The 18,062-nt window shown below is 56.2% G+C and carries 17 protein-coding genes; 10 read left to right on the plus strand and 7 right to left on the minus strand.

All coding sequences use genetic code 11. The features are described from left to right. Window position 1: 1 nt before the first annotated feature. Entirely contained in the window at window positions 2–1,585 is a 1,584-nt protein-coding gene (ctaD, locus tag BUA49_RS02445) for a cytochrome c oxidase subunit I (RefSeq protein ID WP_072795243.1), read from the minus strand. A 58-nt stretch (window positions 1,586–1,643) separates the two neighbouring features. Then, window positions 1,644–2,768 carry a cytochrome c oxidase subunit II gene (gene coxB / locus BUA49_RS02450; RefSeq protein WP_072795244.1) on the minus strand — a complete coding sequence of 375 codons (1,125 nt, stop codon included), beginning with the start codon at window positions 2,766–2,768 and terminating at the stop codon, window positions 1,644–1,646. Between the two features lie 205 nt (window positions 2,769–2,973). On the opposite strand from coxB, the gene BUA49_RS02455 reads away from it, so the two are divergent. From BUA49_RS02455 to BUA49_RS02490, 8 genes are all read left to right on the plus strand, one after another. Beyond that, a complete protein-coding gene (locus tag BUA49_RS02455) occupies window positions 2,974–4,302 on the plus strand; it encodes an MATE family efflux transporter (protein ID WP_072795245.1) in 1,329 nt (442 codons plus the stop codon). A 191-nt stretch (window positions 4,303–4,493) separates the two neighbouring features. Continuing rightward, a complete protein-coding gene (locus tag BUA49_RS02460; protein WP_072795247.1) occupies window positions 4,494–5,144 on the plus strand; it encodes a hypothetical protein in 651 nt (216 codons plus the stop codon). 50 nt (window positions 5,145–5,194) lie between these two features. Beyond that, a complete protein-coding gene (locus BUA49_RS02465) occupies window positions 5,195–5,860 on the plus strand; it encodes a methylamine utilization protein (RefSeq protein ID WP_072795249.1) in 666 nt (221 codons plus the stop codon). Continuing rightward, a complete protein-coding gene (locus BUA49_RS02470) occupies window positions 5,860–8,217 on the plus strand; it encodes a putative bifunctional diguanylate cyclase/phosphodiesterase (RefSeq protein WP_072795250.1) in 2,358 nt (785 codons plus the stop codon). The genes BUA49_RS02465 and BUA49_RS02470 overlap by 1 nt, the downstream gene beginning before the upstream one ends. Next, on the plus strand, window positions 8,214–9,113 hold the full coding sequence (locus BUA49_RS02475) for a DUF3034 family protein (RefSeq protein ID WP_072795252.1): 900 nt from the start codon (window positions 8,214–8,216) through the stop codon (window positions 9,111–9,113). The genes BUA49_RS02470 and BUA49_RS02475 overlap by 4 nt, the downstream gene beginning before the upstream one ends. A 2-nt stretch (window positions 9,114–9,115) precedes the next feature. Then, complete coding sequence (locus BUA49_RS02480; protein ID WP_072795254.1) at window positions 9,116–9,565, plus strand: group I truncated hemoglobin; 450 nt, start codon at window positions 9,116–9,118, stop codon at window positions 9,563–9,565. A gap of 58 nt (window positions 9,566–9,623) precedes the next feature. Then, the gene (locus BUA49_RS02485; protein ID WP_072795256.1) at window positions 9,624–9,854 is read left to right on the plus strand and encodes a DUF1653 domain-containing protein; all 231 of its coding nucleotides are present in this window, start codon (window positions 9,624–9,626) and stop codon (window positions 9,852–9,854) included. 115 nt (window positions 9,855–9,969) lie between these two features. Continuing rightward, window positions 9,970–11,292, plus strand: coding sequence for a Na+/H+ antiporter family protein (locus BUA49_RS02490; RefSeq protein WP_072795258.1), 1,323 nt, complete (start codon window positions 9,970–9,972; stop codon window positions 11,290–11,292). Window positions 11,293–11,465: 173 nt separating this feature from the next. Here BUA49_RS02490 and BUA49_RS02495 read toward each other — a convergent pair whose 3' ends face one another. After that, window positions 11,466–11,720, minus strand: coding sequence for a YheV family putative zinc ribbon protein (locus BUA49_RS02495; RefSeq protein WP_072795260.1), 255 nt, complete (start codon window positions 11,718–11,720; stop codon window positions 11,466–11,468). A gap of 57 nt (window positions 11,721–11,777) precedes the next feature. Beyond that, the gene (gene prlC, locus BUA49_RS02500; RefSeq protein ID WP_072795262.1) at window positions 11,778–13,823 is read right to left on the minus strand and encodes an oligopeptidase A; all 2,046 of its coding nucleotides are present in this window, start codon (window positions 13,821–13,823) and stop codon (window positions 11,778–11,780) included. Between the two features lie 111 nt (window positions 13,824–13,934). Here prlC and BUA49_RS02505 point away from each other — a divergent pair, with 111 nt between their 5' ends. Both BUA49_RS02505 and BUA49_RS02510 read left to right on the plus strand, forming a co-directional pair. Continuing rightward, window positions 13,935–14,471 carry a gamma carbonic anhydrase family protein gene (locus BUA49_RS02505; RefSeq protein ID WP_072795264.1) on the plus strand — a complete coding sequence of 179 codons (537 nt, stop codon included), beginning with the start codon at window positions 13,935–13,937 and terminating at the stop codon, window positions 14,469–14,471. A 70-nt stretch (window positions 14,472–14,541) separates the two neighbouring features. Next, window positions 14,542–16,092 (plus strand): alkaline phosphatase family protein, encoded by a 1,551-nt coding sequence (locus tag BUA49_RS02510; RefSeq protein WP_072795266.1) that lies wholly within the window; start codon window positions 14,542–14,544, stop codon window positions 16,090–16,092. A gap of 8 nt (window positions 16,093–16,100) precedes the next feature. Here the strand turns inward: BUA49_RS02510 and BUA49_RS02515 are convergent, their stop codons facing one another. The 3 genes from BUA49_RS02515 to BUA49_RS02525 are packed head-to-tail and all read right to left on the minus strand — an operon-like array spanning window position 16,101 to window position 18,044. Next, entirely contained in the window at window positions 16,101–16,400 is a 300-nt protein-coding gene (locus BUA49_RS02515; protein ID WP_072797611.1) for a PA4642 family protein, read from the minus strand. Between the two features lie 32 nt (window positions 16,401–16,432). After that, window positions 16,433–17,266, minus strand: coding sequence for a flagellar motor protein MotB (locus BUA49_RS02520; protein ID WP_072795268.1), 834 nt, complete (start codon window positions 17,264–17,266; stop codon window positions 16,433–16,435). A 4-nt stretch (window positions 17,267–17,270) separates the two neighbouring features. Then, window positions 17,271–18,044, minus strand: a complete 774-nt coding sequence (locus BUA49_RS02525; RefSeq protein WP_072795270.1) for a MotA/TolQ/ExbB proton channel family protein — start codon at window positions 18,042–18,044, stop codon at window positions 17,271–17,273. Window positions 18,045–18,062 lie beyond the last annotated feature (18 nt).

An 18,062-nucleotide genomic window follows, 5' to 3' on the forward strand; every position in this document is an offset into this window, starting at 1 on the left:
CCTATTTGACTTCGGGCGGAGTGGCAAATGTGTGGTAAGGCGCTGGCGAAGGCACCGTCCACTCAAGACCCTCTGCACCTTCCCAGGGCTTGGCAGCTGCTTTTTCACCGCCTCTGACACACTTCACAACAATCAGTAGGAACAGCAGTTGGGTAGAGCCGAACATAAAGGCACCAATACTCGACACCATATTAAAATCTGCAAACTGCAGAGCATAATCCGGAATCCGGCGGGGCATACCGGCAAGACCCAGGAAGTGCATTGGGAAGAACGCCAGGTTCATCCCGACAAACGACAGCCAGAAATGGGTTTTACCAAGGGTTTCGTCATACATGTGACCGGTCCACTTGGGCAACCAGAAGTATGCCGAAGCGAAGATACCGAATATGGCACCAGGCACCAGTACGTAATGGAAGTGGGCAACCACGAAGTAGGTGTCGTGGTACTGGAAGTCCGCCGGTGCAATCGCCAGCATCAGACCGGAGAAGCCGCCGATCGTAAACAGGATCACAAAGGCGATGGCGAACAGCATGGGAGTCTCGAACGTGAGCGAACCCCGGAACATGGTGGCCACCCAGTTAAACACCTTTACCCCCGTCGGTACGGCAATCAACAAGGTGGCGTACATGAAGAACAACTGCCCGGCGACGGGCACGCCGACAGTGAACATGTGGTGCGCCCACACCAGGAATGAAAGCATCGCAATAGCCCCCACCGCATAAACCATCGAGGCATAGCCAAACAGCTGCTTACGGGAAAACGCGGGAATGATGTGCGATATGGCTCCAAACGCCGGCAAAATCATGATGTACACCTCGGGATGCCCGAAGAACCAGAACACATGCTGAAACAGAACCGGATCGCCGCCACCGGCCGCGTTAAAGAAACTGGTACCGAAGTTGATGTCCATCAGCATCATGGTTACCACACCCGCCAGCACCGGCATCACCGCGATAAGCAGAAACGCTGTGATCAGCCAGGTCCATACGAACATGGGCATTTTCATCAGGGTCATGCCCGGCGCCCGCATGTTAAGTATGGTGGCGATTACGTTAATAGCGCCCATGATCGACGACACACCCATGATGTGAATGGCAAAAATGAAGAAGGTCGTACTTGGCGGCCCGTAGGTTGTGGAAAGCGGAGCATAGAATGTCCAACCGAAGTTGGGGCCACCGCCTTCCATAAACAGGGTTGAAACCAGTATCAGGAAGGCACAGGGCAGCAGCCAGAAACTCCAGTTGTTCATCCGTGGCAGGGCCATATCCGGCGCGCCGATCATCAGTGGAATCATCCAGTTTGCCAGCCCTACAAATGCAGGCATAACGGCACCAAACACCATGATCAGGCCGTGCATGGTGGTCATCTGGTTAAAAAATTCCGGCTGAACAATCTGCAACCCCGGCTGGAACAGTTCTGCCCGGATAACCATCGCCATGGTTCCGCCCAGAAGGAACATGGTGAAGCTGAATATCAGGTACATCGTCCCGATATCTTTATGGTTGGTAGTCAGCAGCCAGCGGCTGATGCCGCTCGCTGGGCCGTGGTGATGATCCTGTGCGTGGGTATCTGCAACCGCACTCATTAAAAACCCCCGTTACCGCCAATTATTGTGGCTGGTGATATCTGTTATCTGGCGTTGATTACTGTGCATTCTTGTAATCGAAGATTTCTTTCGGTGTGACCATGTCGCCAACTTTATTACCCCAGGCATTGCGCTCGTAGGTAATGATGGCCGCAAGATCCACTTCATTCAGCTGGCCGCCAAAGGCCTGCATTGCCGTACCGGATTTTCCGTTCACCACAATGTCGATGTGGGCGGCTATATCTCCGGTGGCGATGGCACTGCCTTTGAGCGCAGGAAATGCAGGAGGCACGCCACTGCCATCCGCCTGATGACAGGCGGCACAGGTGGTAGCGTAGGCTTTTTCACCGCGCACCATCAGCTCTTCCATGGTCCAGTCTTTCTGGGTCAGCTCACGCTCTTTCTCCGCCTCGGCTTTCTGTCCGGCAACCCAGGTGTTGTACTCCTCTTCCGGCACCGCCTTTACAACCACCGGCATAAAGCCGTGGTTCCTTCCACACAGCTCGGTGCACTGGCCACGATAGGTGCCCGGCTTGTCTACGCGGGTCCACGCCTCATTGATAAAACCGGGAATGGCGTCTTTCTTGACGCCGAAATCCGGCACCCACCAGGAGTGAATGACGTCGTTTGCCGTCAGCAGGAAGCGGATCTTCTTGCCCACCGGAATCACCATCGGGTTATCCACTTCCAGCAAGTAATTTTCGCCCTTGACCTGACGGTTACTGATCTGTTCCGCGGGTGTCGCAAGGTTGGAGAAATAGCCGAAATCTTCGTTGATATACTCGTACTGCCACTTCCACTGATAGCCGGTGACCTTGATGTCTATATCCGACTCTGTGGTGTCGTACATGTCTATCAGAGTTGCGGTGGCGGGAATCGCCATAATGACAAGAATGACTAGCGGTATGAGCGTCCATAGAACCTCAACCAGCGTATTCTCGTGAAAGTTTGCAGGTTTCGCGCCCTGGGACTTGCGGTGGGCGAAGATAGACCAGAACATAACCCCGAATACCACAACGCCGATGGCGACGCAGATCCAGAAAATTATCATGTGAAGGTCGAAAATATCGTTACTGGTGCCGGTCACCCCGGGGGTCATGTTTACCGTCCAGTCCGCAAGGGACAGGGCGGGGAACGACAGACCGCCTAACAGGGCACCCGCCCGCTGAGCGTGCACGCGCATGCTGTGTCTCCACAGAGTGTTATTCTTGTAGGATTTTGCGTTATCCCTCTGATTCTTACCGGTGCTCTCGCATTCACCGGACAGTTCAGAGTGAAAGCCTGCTTATAGATACATCAACGTCGAGTATAGACACAGATCAAGAAAACACGAAAAATTGGCTAAACCTAAAAATACTAACCAACACTTTTTAAGAATTAAATCGAATATGACCTTCAGACTGTCGGTTACAGACCGGCGTTTATGGGCTCTGGCGTGGCCACTGATGCTCACCAATCTCACTGTTCCATTACTGGGGCTGGTGGATACCGCTGTGCTCGGGCATCTCGAGACCCCGGAATACCTTGGCGCAGTGGCGGTTGGCGCCAACCTGTTCAGCCTCCTGTACTGGACGTTCGGCTTTATGCGCATGGGCACAACGGGGCTCGCCGCGCAGGCCTGGGGGAAGCGCGACAGTTTCAGCCAGGTTGCCCTGCTGTTGCGCTCAGTCATGCTGGCGGTTGGCATCGGCCTGCTGCTCATTCTGTGCCATCAGCCTTTGATACAGACCGGACTGACCTTGATGAACCCGAGCGCAGGCGTTACCGAGCTTGCCGCCGAATATGCCGCCATAAGAATCTGGAGCGCGCCGGCGGTGCTGTGTCAGTACACGCTTGTGGGCTGGCTGATCGGAACCCAGTTTCCCCGGGGCCCCATGGTCATGCTTATCGTCGCCAACGGGCTGAATATCGTTCTGGATGTGCTGTTCGTAACGGTACTGGGCTGGAACAGCCGGGGGGTGGCCATTGCCACGGTGATCGCAGAGTACGGAGCCGCAATCATCGGTTTCGCCATTGTGCTGCGCCGTATGCCAGATGGACAACGACTCACCAGGGAATTATTCGGGCAGCTTGCGGACTACCTGGCCATTCTTCAGGTAAACCGCCACATCATGGTTCGCACCATCGCCCTGCTGCTCGTGCTGGCGTTCTTTACGGCTCAGGGAGCCCGCCAGGGCGACACCATACTGGCAGCCAATGCGGTGCTGATCACTTTCCTGCTTCTGATCTCCAATGCTCTGGACGGCTTCGCCAATGCCGCTGAAGCCCTGATCGGCGAATCTGTTGGCAGGGACAGCCGGCGGCAGTTCTTTGTGGTGTTCCGCTGCGCGTTACGCTGGTCCCTCTGGGGTTCACTGTTACTGACCATTCTGTTCGTTGTTGGTGGCCGCAGTCTGATCGCTCTGTTGACCGGCATTGAAGAGGTGCGCACCACCGCCTGGCAATACTTGCCCTGGCTCTGGCTGCTACCTCTCGCCTCCGTATGGGGCTTTCTGTTTGATGGTGTATTCATTGGCGCTACGCGCACCCGGGATATGCAGAACACCATGCTGTTTTCCGCGCTGGGCGTCTTTGCACCCGTGTGGTGGCTGACCACAGGTTGGGGTAACCACGGGCTCTGGTTTTCACTCATCTGCCTTATGCTCGCCCGCGCAGCGAGTATGGGTTGGCTGTGCTGGTCACATACTCGCAACGACCGATGGTTCAGTACCCGGTAACCCTGGTGCGCTTGTTAACAATATCTGACAGTCCGGAAATCGCAGCTCACGAAATCTCGTCTACACTTGTCAGAAAAGACGGGCATCTCGTGGCAGTAACCAGCCGCCGCTTATAGTTGTCCGGTTAATTGTTGCCCGTTACAGGAGGCGCCTTGCGACCTCAATTTGTTCAGACACCGGCATGCCCTCAAATGACTCCACAGGCAGTCCTAGAGATCATTGACCACGCGCGGCGCAAGGAGGCCCGCTCGGGCACCTTTCTGAAGCAGTTGCACGAGAAGGCAGCGGCATTGCCTTCTGCTGTCACGATTAAGGGGTACAAGCCTGCCAACTGTCTGTTCCAGTTCGCTATCGAATACATTGAAATGGCACCCAGGCTCATTGAGTGTGTGGATGCCTGCGCGCGGGAAGCGGGCACAGCACAGTTGTTTGATCCGTTTGTGAAGGCGGCAATTGGTTACTTTACCGAGCCGTCGGCATTTCTGGTGCGCTACGATGGCCTGGATGGGCTTCTGATCCGCGCCTATCTATGCCACCGCCTGATGGAGGAAATGCACGAAAATAATCACTCCATCCGAACCGGCGGGCTTGTCGATATGGAAGCAACTCGTGCTAATCTGCTGGTTCACGAACTTATTGGCGAGCCTTTCGCAAACGAACTGGACGATTCAATCACCGTAACCGTGCTGCAGATTGCAGGTACGCCGGACTATTACGAACTGAACCTCGACCCCTTCGTTGAGCAGGTGAATAATGATGCCTGGAACTGGATGCGGCGCTACTGGGAAAACCTCCTGATCCGCAATCATATCCGCTTCTCTCTGGGCTCTGGTCTGGCCTGATTCTACCCGGCTCTGGAAGGTTCTGCGCAATTGAAAGGCTCATAGCCCTAATGAAGATACAAACGGTTTTACTGCTGGGCTGTTGTCTGTTGCCGGCTCCCGGACTGTCAGATGAACTGACAGTCCGGGTTCAGCTTGCTGATGGGACCGGCCCGGTGACCGGCGCTGTGGTGTATATGAATGACGGCAGCAGGGCCGCTCCTGTGCGGGCAGAAATGATTCAGAAAGATCGCATGTTTCACCCCCACATACTGATTCTGCCTACAGGCTCAAGCGTGGATTTCCCCAACCAGGACAACACCCAGCATCACGTCTATTCCTTCTCGCCGGCGAAAACCTTTGATCTCGAACTCTATGCTGGCAGGCCCGAAGCACCCGTTGTGTTTGATCAGCCAGGCGTTGTCGAGCTTGGTTGTAATATTCACGACCACATGCAGGCGTTTATTGTGGTAGCCGAGACCCGCGCCATCGGGCAAACCAATGAGCAGGGAGAGGTAAATCTGGCGCTGGACTTCGGCGCCGCTCAGGCAACCGGCTCACTGAGCCTGAATATCTGGCATCCTCGCCTGCCGGATAACACCAGGCCGGTGGTTCGGGAAATCGATGCCTCCAGTCTCGCAAACGCTGCTACAGAAACCGTCAGCATTGAACTGGAGCCCGAGCCACTCCAGGAAGGCCCGATGGATCATCTTCAGAAACGCTTCCGGGAGCTTTGATGAGCGGCATGACTAACCGCATCGGGTTCCGCGGCCGCCTGGTTACGGCCATGGTTGCTCTGGTTGCTCTGGTCAGCCTGTTGATTGGCGCGCTGCTGATGGTGTATCTGTTCGAGGATGAAAAGCTCCGGGCGCTGGAACAACTCACCATAGCCGAGCGTCTGACCAACGAGGTAATTGAGCGCCGCACTGATCTCGAACTCTCCCGGCTGAATGTCATTGTTCGTGATTTTGGCTTCCGCTCTGCCATCGCCAGCCGCGACCCTGCAACCCTGAGCAGCGCCCTGGAAAACCACAGCGGGCGAGTCGGGGCGGATTTTGCGCTGCTGCTGAATAGCCAGGGGGAGCTTCTGGCCTCCACGCTATCCCGGGCTCTGCCCGACATTACCCCCTCGCAACTTGCCAATGCTCGCAGAAGCGGAGCTGATCGCTCACTCCTGACCATTGATCAACGCGGCTACGAAGTTCTCATTGTCCCCGTGGTAGCGCCCGGATTACGGGCATGGCTGGTGGCCGGTTTCGCGATGGATCAGCAACTGGCAAACGTAATCGCCAGGCTCAGCGGAAGTTCCATCATTTTCCGTGCAAGCGCGAATAATCCTGGCGGCTTCACCAGCTTTGCGGCATCTGCCGATATCGACAGCACCGTGGAACCTGCGCTGCTCAGGTCTTCCGGTGGCAAGAACTTTATCGAGAGCGCCCGCTACTTCACCCGCACCCTGAATCTCGGCGCATCCGGGCAAGACACCTTCGAGGCAGTTCTGATGACCAGCCGAGAGGCCAGCCTGCAGAACTACTACAGCCGAGCCCTGGAAATAGGCCTGCTGGTCGCGGTGATTATGGTGTTTGCCATAGTGCTGGCACTGCTAACGGCCAGATACCTGGGCCGGCCAGTGCTGCAGCTTGCCCACTACGCCCAGGCAGTCGGGCGGGGAGATAATCCGCAAGCGCCTGACATTCGCACCGGCGGTGAGCTCCGGCAGCTCCGGGATGCCCTGCGCGATACACTGGCCCGCCTCACCCGGCGCGAAGGGGAAATTCGCCATGCCGCAACCCATGACGAGGTCACGAGTCTGGGTAACCGTAACGCCCTGATGCACACTGCGAAAGAAGGCTTCAAGGCCCGAGAGTCCTTCAGCCTGATCGGCCTGCGCGTGAGAGACCTTTCCGATATCAACGATACTCTTGGCCTGGAGTTTGGCGACAAGGTACTGCTGGGCCTCTCGCAACGGCTACGTGATGAACTCCCGGATGCCAGCCTGATTGCCCGCACCGGTAGCGGAGAGTTTCTGGCACTGGTTTCCGAACAAGACCCGGAAACCCTGGAGCAGCGAGCACAGGCTCTGCATGACACCGTGGAAGCGCCTTTAAATATCGACAATACCCCATTTTCACTACGCACTAACCTGATCACACTGCAATTGCCCGCAGATGCCAGCAACACCAATGAGCTGAGAAGGCGTGTAAACCTGACCTTCGAGCAGGCCCTGCAGCAGGGCGTTGCGGTCACACGGTACGAGCCTGGGCAGGATGAGAACCACCTGCGCGAACTGAAGCTGGTCTCGGACCTGCACAGTGCGATAAGACACGGTGGCCTGCATATGAACTATCAGCCCAAACTGGATAACCGCACAGGCCAGTTACTGCAAGTGGAGGCTCTGGTGCGCTGGATACACCCGGAGTTGGGCTTCATATCACCGGAAGAGTTCATCTTTCTGGCGGAGCAGTCCGGGCAGATTCACGATCTGACGGATCATATCCTGCAGCGAGTTGCCGATGATGCCCGCGCCTGGTTCAACGCCGGCCTGGATGCGGGCGTAGCGATCAATCTTTCCGCAATGGATCTGACCTGGCCGGCGCTGACCGATCGCGTAGCCAGTATTTTTGGCGGCTGGCATCACAACATGGCGCGAATCACTCTGGAGGTAACAGAAAGCGCCCTGATGGACGACCCGGAAGAGGCCATGGCCACGCTGAACCGCCTGCGGGATCTGGGCGTTACCCTATCCGTTGACGACTTTGGCACCGGTTATTCCTCGCTGTCACAGCTGCGCAAACTGCCGGTGCAGGAACTGAAAATAGACAAATCCTTTGTGTTAAAGCTGAATTCCGAGCCTCAGGATCAGCTGATTGTAAAATCCACCATCGATATGGCCCATGGCCTTGGTCTCAAGGTGGTCGCAGAAGGTATCGAGAACCTGGCAACCTGGAAATTGCTACAGACCTGGGGCTGCGATCTTGGCCAGGGGTTCTATCTGAGCCGCCCGGTTTCTGCAGATGACCTTGCACAGACTGCCGTAGCCCTTGCAGAGCGTCAGCTCGATCTGGCCGAGATTATGCCAGAGCATTCGTCATGACACCCTCTATCAACAAACTGTGGGCCGGAACGTTCGCGTCGCTATTAACCCTGGGGCTTCTTGCAACGCCTGTGGCCATGGCGGATGTCGGCAGCCGTCTCTGGGCAACAGGTGGCGTTACCACCATAGAAGGCAGCGCCGGTGGCGGGCTGGTGCCCTGGGCTCTGCTTGGCAGTTACGCCAGTGACGAGGAATGGGGTGGCACACTCGCTCTGAGCCGCGCTGAAGTAGGCGACTACACACTCTCGGTTACCGGTGCAGGCTTAAACTGGAACAACCGGATTGAGGTTACCGTCGCACGCCAGACCCTGGATCTCGACAGCCTGGCATTCACTCTTAAAAACGGCTTCGGGCTGGAGCAGGATGAGCTCAACCAGGACATCTTCGGGGTGAAAGTACGGCTGCTCGGCGACGCCCTCTATAGCCCTTGGGGCCAGTGGTCTGCAGGCGTACAGCACAAACGACAGCGGGATTTCATCGTGCCCGAAGCCATCGGTGCCCGGGATGACAGCGGCACGGACGTCTATTTTTCTGGATCGAAAGTGTTTTTCGCCGCTGTATTTGGCCGCAACCTGCTGGTAAACGCCACCGTGCGTGGAACCCGTGCCAACCAGGGCGGGCTGCTAGGCTTTGGTGGCGACTTGAATAACGGCTATGAAGTCATGGCTGAAGCCGGTGTCGGTGTGTTTATTAACCGGCAATGGCTGCTGGGCACCGAGTTCCGGCAGAAGCCTGATAACCTGAGTTTTGCCCGTGAAGAGGACTGGTGGGACATGTTTATTGCCTGGGTGCCGGATCGCCGGCTCGCGGTGACCGCTGCGTTCGTCAATCTGGGTGATGTTGCAACCCTGGCAGATCAACAGGGTGTTTATCTGTCTCTGCAGGGAAGTTTCTGACAATGCGCCTGAGCACAATAAAGATGTATGTGGCTGCACTCATGATTATGGCAGGCCTCGTTGCGAGCGGCTGCCAGAGTCTTCACAGCGAGCCGGACAACAGCCTGTACCTGCAGCTTGGTGAGCGCGCCGGTATCGCCAATGTGGTGGAAGACCTGCTTTACCTCATCGTGGATGACGAACGCATCAATGAACAGTTCAAAGGTATGGATGTTGCGCAGTTCCATCGCAACCTTACAGATCAGTTGTGTGAACTCAGTGGTGGCCCTTGTGAATATTCAGGACGCGAAATGCGTGAGCTGCATGCAGCCATGGGAATTACAGACACCCAGTTTAACGCCCTGGCTGAGAATCTTATTCTGGCCATGGAAGAAAACCATGTACCAACAACCGCGCAGAACCGGCTGATTAAACGACTGCTGCCGCTGTACCCGGATATTCGCCATCTTTAAGCGGGTGGCACTGAACAGCTACAACACAGAAATTCCGCAGCAAAAATAGAGGTGCAGGATGACTGAACGCAAGAACGACATCCGCCCGGGCCGCTACCGGCACTATAAGGGCAAGGATTACGAAGTGATCGACATTGCCCGCCACAGCGAAACCGAAGAAAAACTGGTGGTCTATCGCTGCCTGTATGGCGATTACAGCCTTTGGGTGCGCCCCCTCAGCATGTTCCGCGAAACCGTAAACGTGGCGGGGGAGCAGGTTCCACGTTTTGCGCGTATTGATAAAGCCTGACCGTTACACAAGCCCTTTGACTAAGCCCGCCAATTACTGCAAATTACCGCGCTTTCATGATACCGGCCTTCACAAGAAGGTCGGATAAACCATTACGCGTACCCGGAGTTTTCCCATGAATGCCGTCGTTGCCGCGGTGCTGATCATGCTCGTGCTGAGCCTTGCCCGCATCCACGTTGTAGTTGCCCTTATTGTAGGCGCCGTCTCCGGCGGTTTGATCGCCGGACTGTCCCTGGAAGCCACCATTGCCGCCTTTAATAATGGCCTTGGCGGCGGCGCTACCGTAGCCCTGTCCTACGCCACCCTCGGTGCCTTTGCCGTTGCTATCGGCAAATCTGGCCTGGCTCACGCGCTGGCGGACAAAACCCTCGCCATGGTTGGCCAGCAGGAAAACAGCGCAGCGGCAAAAAGCGTGCGTTACATGATTATCGGCGTACTGGTGCTGATTGCCCTGTCCTCACAGAACATCCTGCCCATTCACATCGCGTTCATCCCGCTGGTCGTACCGCCCATGCTTTACGTAATGGCCAAGCTGAAAATGGATCGCCGGCTTATCGCCTGTGCGCTCACCTTTGGTCTTATTACGCCATATATGTTCCTGCCCATCGGCTTCGGTGGTATTTACCTGAACGACATACTGATGGCCAAAATCAGCGCCAACGGGGGCGAAACAGAAGGCCTTAGCGTAATGCGGGCCATGGCCCTGCCAGCTCTGGGGATGCTCTGCGGCCTGCTGGTTGCAGTGTTTTTCACCTACCGTGGCGAACGCGATTACGATCTGGAGGCCATTACCCGCACCGAGCGCGTCAACATCGCTTACAACCCGCGCACACTGGCCATGGCTCTAGCCGCCATTGTGATCGCCTTCGTGGTTCAGCTCTGGCTCGGATCAATGATTCTCGGTGCACTGGCAGGCTTCCTGCTGTTCAACCTTTCTGGCGTGGTGAAGTGGAAAGAGGCCGACGACCTGTTCACCGAAGGCATGAAAATGCTGGCCATGATCGGCTTCATCATGATCGCCGCCTCGGGTTTTGCGGAAGTTATGCGGGAAACGGGCGAAATCGCGACTCTGGTGCAAAGCTCTGTCGACATGATCGGCAGCAACAAGCCTCTGGCGGCGTTGCTGATGCTGCTGGTCGGTCTGATGATCACCATGGGCATCGGCTCATCGTTCTCGACCATCCCCATCATCGCCGCCCTCTACGTGCCCCTGGCACTGGAAATGGGCTTCAGTTCTCTTGCCATCGTCGCCCTGGTAGGCACTGCCGGCGCTCTGGGTGATGCAGGCTCCCCGGCCTCCGATTCCACCCTTGGGCCCACCGCCGGCCTGAACGTAGACGGCCAGCACAACCACATCTGGGACTCCGTAGTGCCCACGTTCCTGCACTACAACCTGCCGCTGTTGGGCTTTGGGTGGTTGGCGGCTATGGTTCTCTGACTTTGGAGTTTGCCTTCGTTTCGTAGCCTGCTGGTTTTGGGGGATGCGAAGCCGCGGGGGTACTTTCTTCTGGAAAAAGCAACTCGCTGCGCTCAGACATCTTTTTTCCGCCAGAAAGTACCCCCGCACCTTCGTTCCCCTCTCAAGCTAGCAGGCTAAAATCCTTAAAATCTCTAGTCCTCATCAGACCCAGCCTTAAAAAAAACAACCTGCTTAACCGTATGATCATCCTCGTTATCACGCGTGTTAACCCGAGTCGTCAACTCAGGGCCCGCAGGCTTCTCGGCATCCGATACCGCATCGGTAAAACCACAAGCCACACACTCGCGAATCTGCTCGTCCGCATCGTCGGTGAACATCATGATCTTGTCCATCTCCGCACAGCGGGGACAAACCGCACCGGCTATAAAACGTTTAGGGCTAGCCACAACGTAACTCCAGATTAAAGTCTCCGGTGGCTATAACGACCACCGGAGAGAATTGGATCAGGCCGCTTCGTCCGTGATGCCTGTCTGCTTCAGCAAAGCATTCACCTGAGGCTCGCGGCCACGGAACGCCTTGAACAGTTCCATGGGTTCCTGTGATCCGCCTTTTTCAAGAATGTTCTGCAAAAACGCTCTTCCGGTATCAGGATCAAAAATTCCCTTTTCCTCGAACAACGAGAAAGCATCCGCAGCCAGCACTTCCGCCCACTTGTAGCTGTAATAGCCCGCTGCGTATCCGCCAGAGAATATGTGCGCGAACGAGTTCGGGAAGCGGTTGAATTCCGGGGACTCCACTACCGCGATGGTCTCACGCACTTTGCGGTGCACGTCCAGCGGATTAGTGGGGGCCTCTTCGGTGAATTCGGCGTGCATGCGGAAATCGAACAGAGAGAATTCCAGCTGCCGCACCATAGCCATGCCGGACTGGAAGTTCTTGGCCGCCAGCAGTTTCTGTAACAGGTCTTCCGGTAACGGCTCTCCGGTTTCGTAGTGGCTGGCAATCAGCGCCAGGGAGTCGGGGTTCCAACACCAGTTCTCCAGGAACTGGCTAGGCAGCTCGACGGCGTCCCAAGCCACGCCACTGATGCCGGACACATCCATGACTTCCACCTGGGTCAGCATGTGATGTAACCCGTGGCCGAATTCGTGGAACAGGGTGGTCACTTCGTCGTGGGTGAGCAGCGACGGTTTGCCGTTCACCGGAGGTGTAAAGTTGCAGGTGAGGAAGGCTACCGGCAACTGCAGCTGGCCCCGCAGGTTGCGCCAGCGTACCCGGCAGTCTGCCATCCAGGCGCCACCGCGCTTGCCCTGGCGGGCAAACAGGTCGAAGTAGAACCAGGCGATCGGCTCACCGTTTCGGCTGATGCAGTAGGCGGTGGCGTCTTCGTGCCAGGTTTCCACCTCGGGTCTGGCTTCAATCTGTACGTCGAACAGTTTCTCCGCGACCCGGAACAGGCCCGGTACTACCTTGTCGGCAGGGAACCAGGGGCGGAGGGTTTCGGGTGAGATGTCGTAGCGCTGCTGGCGCAGTTTTTCGCTGTAGTAGCCCACGTCCCAGGCGTTCAGGTCGTCGAGGCCGTGTTCGTCTTTAGCGAACGCCTTGAGCTCGGCAAACTCTTTCTCGGCAACCGGTTTGGACTTGGCAGCCAGCTCAGTGAGAAAGCCCAGAACCTCGTCGGTATCCCGGGCCATTTTGGTGGCCAGCGAGCGCTCGGCGTAGTTGTTAAAGCCCAGCAGTTTGGCCAGGGCGTGGCGGCGTTTAAGAATTTCGGCCATTACCTGGGTGTTGTCCCATTTTCCGGCATCCGGGCCCATGTCGGACGCGCGGGTAACAAAAGCTTCGTAGACTTCGCGACGGAGCTCGCGGTTGTCACAGTAGGTTATGACCGGGAAGAAGCTAGGGAAATCCAGGGTGATCACATAGCCATCCAGCTCTTTCTGGCTGGCGGCTTGTTTAGCACCTTCAATTGCAGATTCTGGTATGCCAGCGAGTTCTTCCACATCGGTGATGTGTTTGAACCAGTGCTGGGTGGCATCCAGAACGTTGTCGCTGAAGCGGTTGGACAGTTCGGACAATTCGCGGGACAAGGCCGCGTACTGTTTTTTCTGATCGTCGGGCAGGTCGACGCCGCCAAGGTGGAAGTCTCGCAGAGTGTTTTCCACGGCTTTGCGTTGGGCTTCGCTCAGTTCGCTGAAGTCTTCCCGGGCTGCGAGTTTTTTGTAGGCTTCGCACAGGGCGGTGTTCTGGCTGACTTCGGTGCTGTACTCGGTGAGCTTTTCCAGGCAGTTTTTGTAGACTTTGCGCAGGTCGTCGTTGTTCATGACGCCGTTGAGGTGCGAGATGACGGACCAGGCGTTGCTCAGTCGGTTATCGAGAGACTGCATGGGCTGCACGAGGGTGTCCCAGTCAGGATCTTCGTTCTGGGCGAGGCTCGCTATTTTCATGCGGTTTTCGCTGAGAATCTGGTCAATTGCCGTTTCCATGTGCTCGGTGCGCACATGATCAAACTTCGGCAGCAAATCATCAGTCAGTAACGGGTTATTCATGGATCCCCTTCTCAGCAATGAGTTGGTAAAGTAGCGTGACAGGTGTAACGCTAGACTGTTGGGCCCCGGGAGCGGAGTTCGGGGAATAATCTCATCTATCGAGTATATGTAATGACGAATGTACGTTCTCACAAGGGTATCACGCCAGATTTAGGAGAACGCACTCTGGTGGATCCCAGTGCTGTCGTGATCGGTGACGTCAAAACCGGTGACGATTGCTCCATCTGGCCGATGACCGTGGTGCGGGGCGATATGCACAAGATCCGCATTGGTGACCGCTGCAGTATTCAGGACGGCTCGGTGCTTCATATCACCCATGCCAGCGATTATAACCCGGGGGGTTATCCGCTCATCCTTGGCGACGATGTAACCGTGGGGCATAAAGCGCTATTGCACGGCTGCACCATTGGCAGCAGGGTACTGGTGGGTATGGGTTGTATCATTATGGATGGCGCAGTGGTGGAGGATGAAGTGATTGTCGCCGCTGGTTGCCTGGTACCACCTGGGAAAAAACTGGAATCCGGTCACCTCTACGTCGGCTCTCCCTGCAAAAAGGCAAGAGCGTTGTCCGAGGAGGAGCGCAGTTTCTTCAAATACACCGCCGCAAATTACGTCCGGCTAAAAGATGAGTATCTTAACGAGGCGTAAGCGAGTGATCTGTACAACAGTCTGACTCCGTATTACCCGTGTCTGTGAGCCGTAATGGAGAACGTGCGTTATGATGCTCCTCTGGCTGTTGCTTCTTAACGGTCTGTTCCTGATTCCGGCTATGGCCTTACCGGGGGAGATGCCTTGGCTGTCGATTGAGGCCATTGCTCTTTGGGCGCTGTTTTGCCTGCTGCCGGATCAATATCGACACAACCGCATCACAATAACTTTGGCGGTGACCTACAGCGCACTGGCATTCCTGGTTCTGGTGGACGCTCTGGTGCGTGAAAGCCTGGGACGAGGACTGAACCTCTATCTGGAGGTCGGGCTGCTGGGTGCCGCCTGGAACCTTTTGGAGACCAACCTGGGCGCAATAATGGCAGCTCTGGCTTTGGTGCTTCTCGTGGGCCTTCTGGCAAGTCTGGGCTGGCTGTTTCATATAAGCCTGGAACGTCTTCGATATCACTCGCCCGGAAATCGCGCTAAACCGCTTCTGTTGGTCACCGGTCTGGCCATTGCAGGGGCGGCGACCCCCCTTATCGGCAGTCCAGCGCTGGCATTCGTGGCCAATCAGGCTTCCCTGGCAACCCACACCTATCAGGCGACCGAGGCCTTTGCCGAGCAACTTCGGAATCAGCCGGAGGCTGGCCAAAACCCGCAACCGCTAGCGCAGCTGGCCGGTAAGGATGTGATCCTTGGCTTTCTTGAATCCTATGGTATATCCACCCTGACGGACGATCGCTACCATGCAATGATCGACCAGCGCCTGGAATCCATGGCCCAAGAACTGGACTCGGCAGGCCTCACAGTCGTAACCGGGAGGCTGCAATCTCCTATCCAGGGCGGACAGTCCTGGCTTGGGCATCTCTCGGTGCTCAGTGGGCAATGGGTTCATAACCAGCTCGCCTACGAGACTCTTCTCAGCAGCAACTATCCCACCCTGATTGACGACTTTCGCAGCACAGGCCACAAGACTTTGGCGGTGATGCCTGCTATTACCCAAGCCTGGCCCGAAGGTCGGCTACTCCGGTACGAAAACATCTACAATCATGAAAATATGGATTATCAGGGGCCGCCTTTCAACTGGGTGACCATGCCGGATCAGTATACCTGGCGCTGGTTTCAGACACTGCGCGAGCGATCGCCCGAGCCGCTGTTCGCCGAGCTGGCGCTCATCAGCGGCCATGCGCCCTGGGTTCCGATTCTGCCGGTTCTTGAGGATTGGGAAAGCATTGGTAACGGGGAAGTATTTGAGCGCTGGAAGGGCGCGGGAGAAGCGCCCGCATCGCTTTGGCGCGATCCGGACCGCGTTCGTGACCACTATGCCAAGGCAATAGCGTATACCCTGACCGTTGCCAGTGGTTTCGCAGCCCGATATGTAGAAGAGAACACATTGATGATTATTCTTGGCGATCATCAACCCGCCCCGCTGATAACTGGCGAGAACGCCAGTCGGGATGTGATCGTCCACATCATCAGTGGCGATCCCGCGCTGGTTACACCGTTTCTATCCGGTGAGCTACCAGGATTCCAGCTGGGCACCAGGCCCGATCTGCAAACAGCGGGCGCATCCATGAGCCGATTCCGGCCATTTCTGCACCGGCACTTTGGCAGTCTTTAAAACCACCCTTAAAAACTTTTTTTGGCGCCTGCGTCTTCTAACGTACGGACATAGTCCACGCTTTTCCGATGTTCAGCGATTCGATCCAGCAGGGTTTCGCCACTGTCATTCACCGCATTGAGATCCCCGCCCGATTCCACGAAGAAACCTATAAACCGTTCAAAATCTCCGGCTATCATCGCCTGATAGGCTTTAAGCAGCGTGGTGTAATCCGAACCTTCACCTTTGGGAGGGGGTACGAGAAAACTTTTTACACGCTCATCGCTCCACTCTTCGCCAATGACTTTGGGTTTATCCGGTCCACTCATATCCATTGTCTCCTTATTCGCTCATTTTGTACTCAGGGCAAGATTTCCACCGGCAGGTCTCCCGTGGAGATGGATTCATCACACTCGGGATCGCGAATGGCGATTTCCACCCGGCGGTTCAGCGCACGGTTCTCAGCTGTATCGTTCGGGGCAAGGGGGTTAGTTTCTGCGCGGCCGGCGGCAACTACGCGTTCAGCAGGCACCTGCTGACTCATTACAAGTTCATGCACCACGGACACAGCACGGGCTGCAGAAAGATCCCAGTTGGAGCGATATCGGCTGCTGGAGATAGGCCGGTCGTCGGTGTAGCCGGAAACCAGCACATCGCCGGTGCAACCCGCCAGTACTCCCACCACCCGCTCGATGATGGGGATCATCTCCGGTTTGATGGCCGCCTCTCCGGAGCGGAAAGTGGCTTCCTCGGAGAAACGGATAACCACTTTGTTTTTGTCGTAATTAACGCTCAAAGCCCCGGACGCCACTTCGTTTTCCAGTTCACCGATCATTCTGCTGGCCAGATCTATGACGCCACCAGAAATAGCGGTGGCAGCAGACTCTGGCGCACGCTCATCGATGAATTCCGGCTCCCGGGCCTGGGTTTCAGTGGGCTCTGGCAGGGATGCTGTGTCTGATTCCACCAGAGTAATCGGCGAGCCGCCGATATCGTCAGCCAGTACATTGGCGGAGCCAAACGCAACGGACATAGAGTTCGCCATCGCCTTGTACTTTTCAATATCCATTTCCGCGAAAGACAACAGCAGAATAAAAAAGGTCAGCAGCAGCGTGGCAAGATCGGCGAAGGTAACGATCCATGCAGGTGTCTGGTTCTTCAACCGGGGTTTGCTGTTTTTCCGGATCTGTTGCAAAACCTCAGGCCTCCCGCTCCGGCGCCAGTCCGGTGCGCTGATCCGGCGTTACGAACGAGGAGAGCAGTTCTGTCATTACTCGGGGGTTTTCACCGCGCATGATGTTGCGGATGGATGTAATGATCAAAATCTGGTTGCGGCTTTCATCTTCCGCCTTAAGCTGAAGCTTGTCCGCCAGAGGAAGCGCAATCAGCTGGGCAATGAAAGCGCCGTATAGTGTTGTCAGCAAGGCAACAGCCATGGCCGGGCCAATGGAGGATGGATCATCCAGCGAGTTGAGCATCTGTACCAGACCCACCAGGGTACCCAACATTCCAATAGCCGGCGCAGACTCGCCAATACCCCGGAATACCCGTTCAGCCACTTCGTAGCGCTCTGCCATCTGCTGGGATTCCTGAGCCAGCGCCTCCTCAACCAGTTCAGGCGGATGGCCATCCACACACAGATTGATGGCTTTTTGAAGGAATTCATTGCCTGTCTGGTGGTTTTCCAGGCCCAGAACGCCTTCTTTGCGCACCACCAGAGCCAGCGCCCCCGCCTCGCGGATCAGCTCCGTAGGTCGGTCAACTTTATCGGTAAATGCAGCACTCATAGCCAGACGAAAGGCGCTCATCACAGAGGACATGCGGAATTTTATGAGCGTTACCGCAAAGGTGCCTCCAATAACAATGGCCAGGCCCGGCAGGTTAAGGAAAGTCAGAAGCGTAGCGTTTGCCAGCATCGCCAGAATAACAATCAGAATACCGGCGACAAGCCCTACGAGGGTAAGAATATCCATGAATAGCCCTTACGGATT

Origin of the sequence: Marinobacter antarcticus, assembly GCF_900142385.1 — a bacterium.
Taxonomy (GTDB): domain Bacteria; phylum Pseudomonadota; class Gammaproteobacteria; order Pseudomonadales; family Oleiphilaceae; genus Marinobacter; species Marinobacter antarcticus.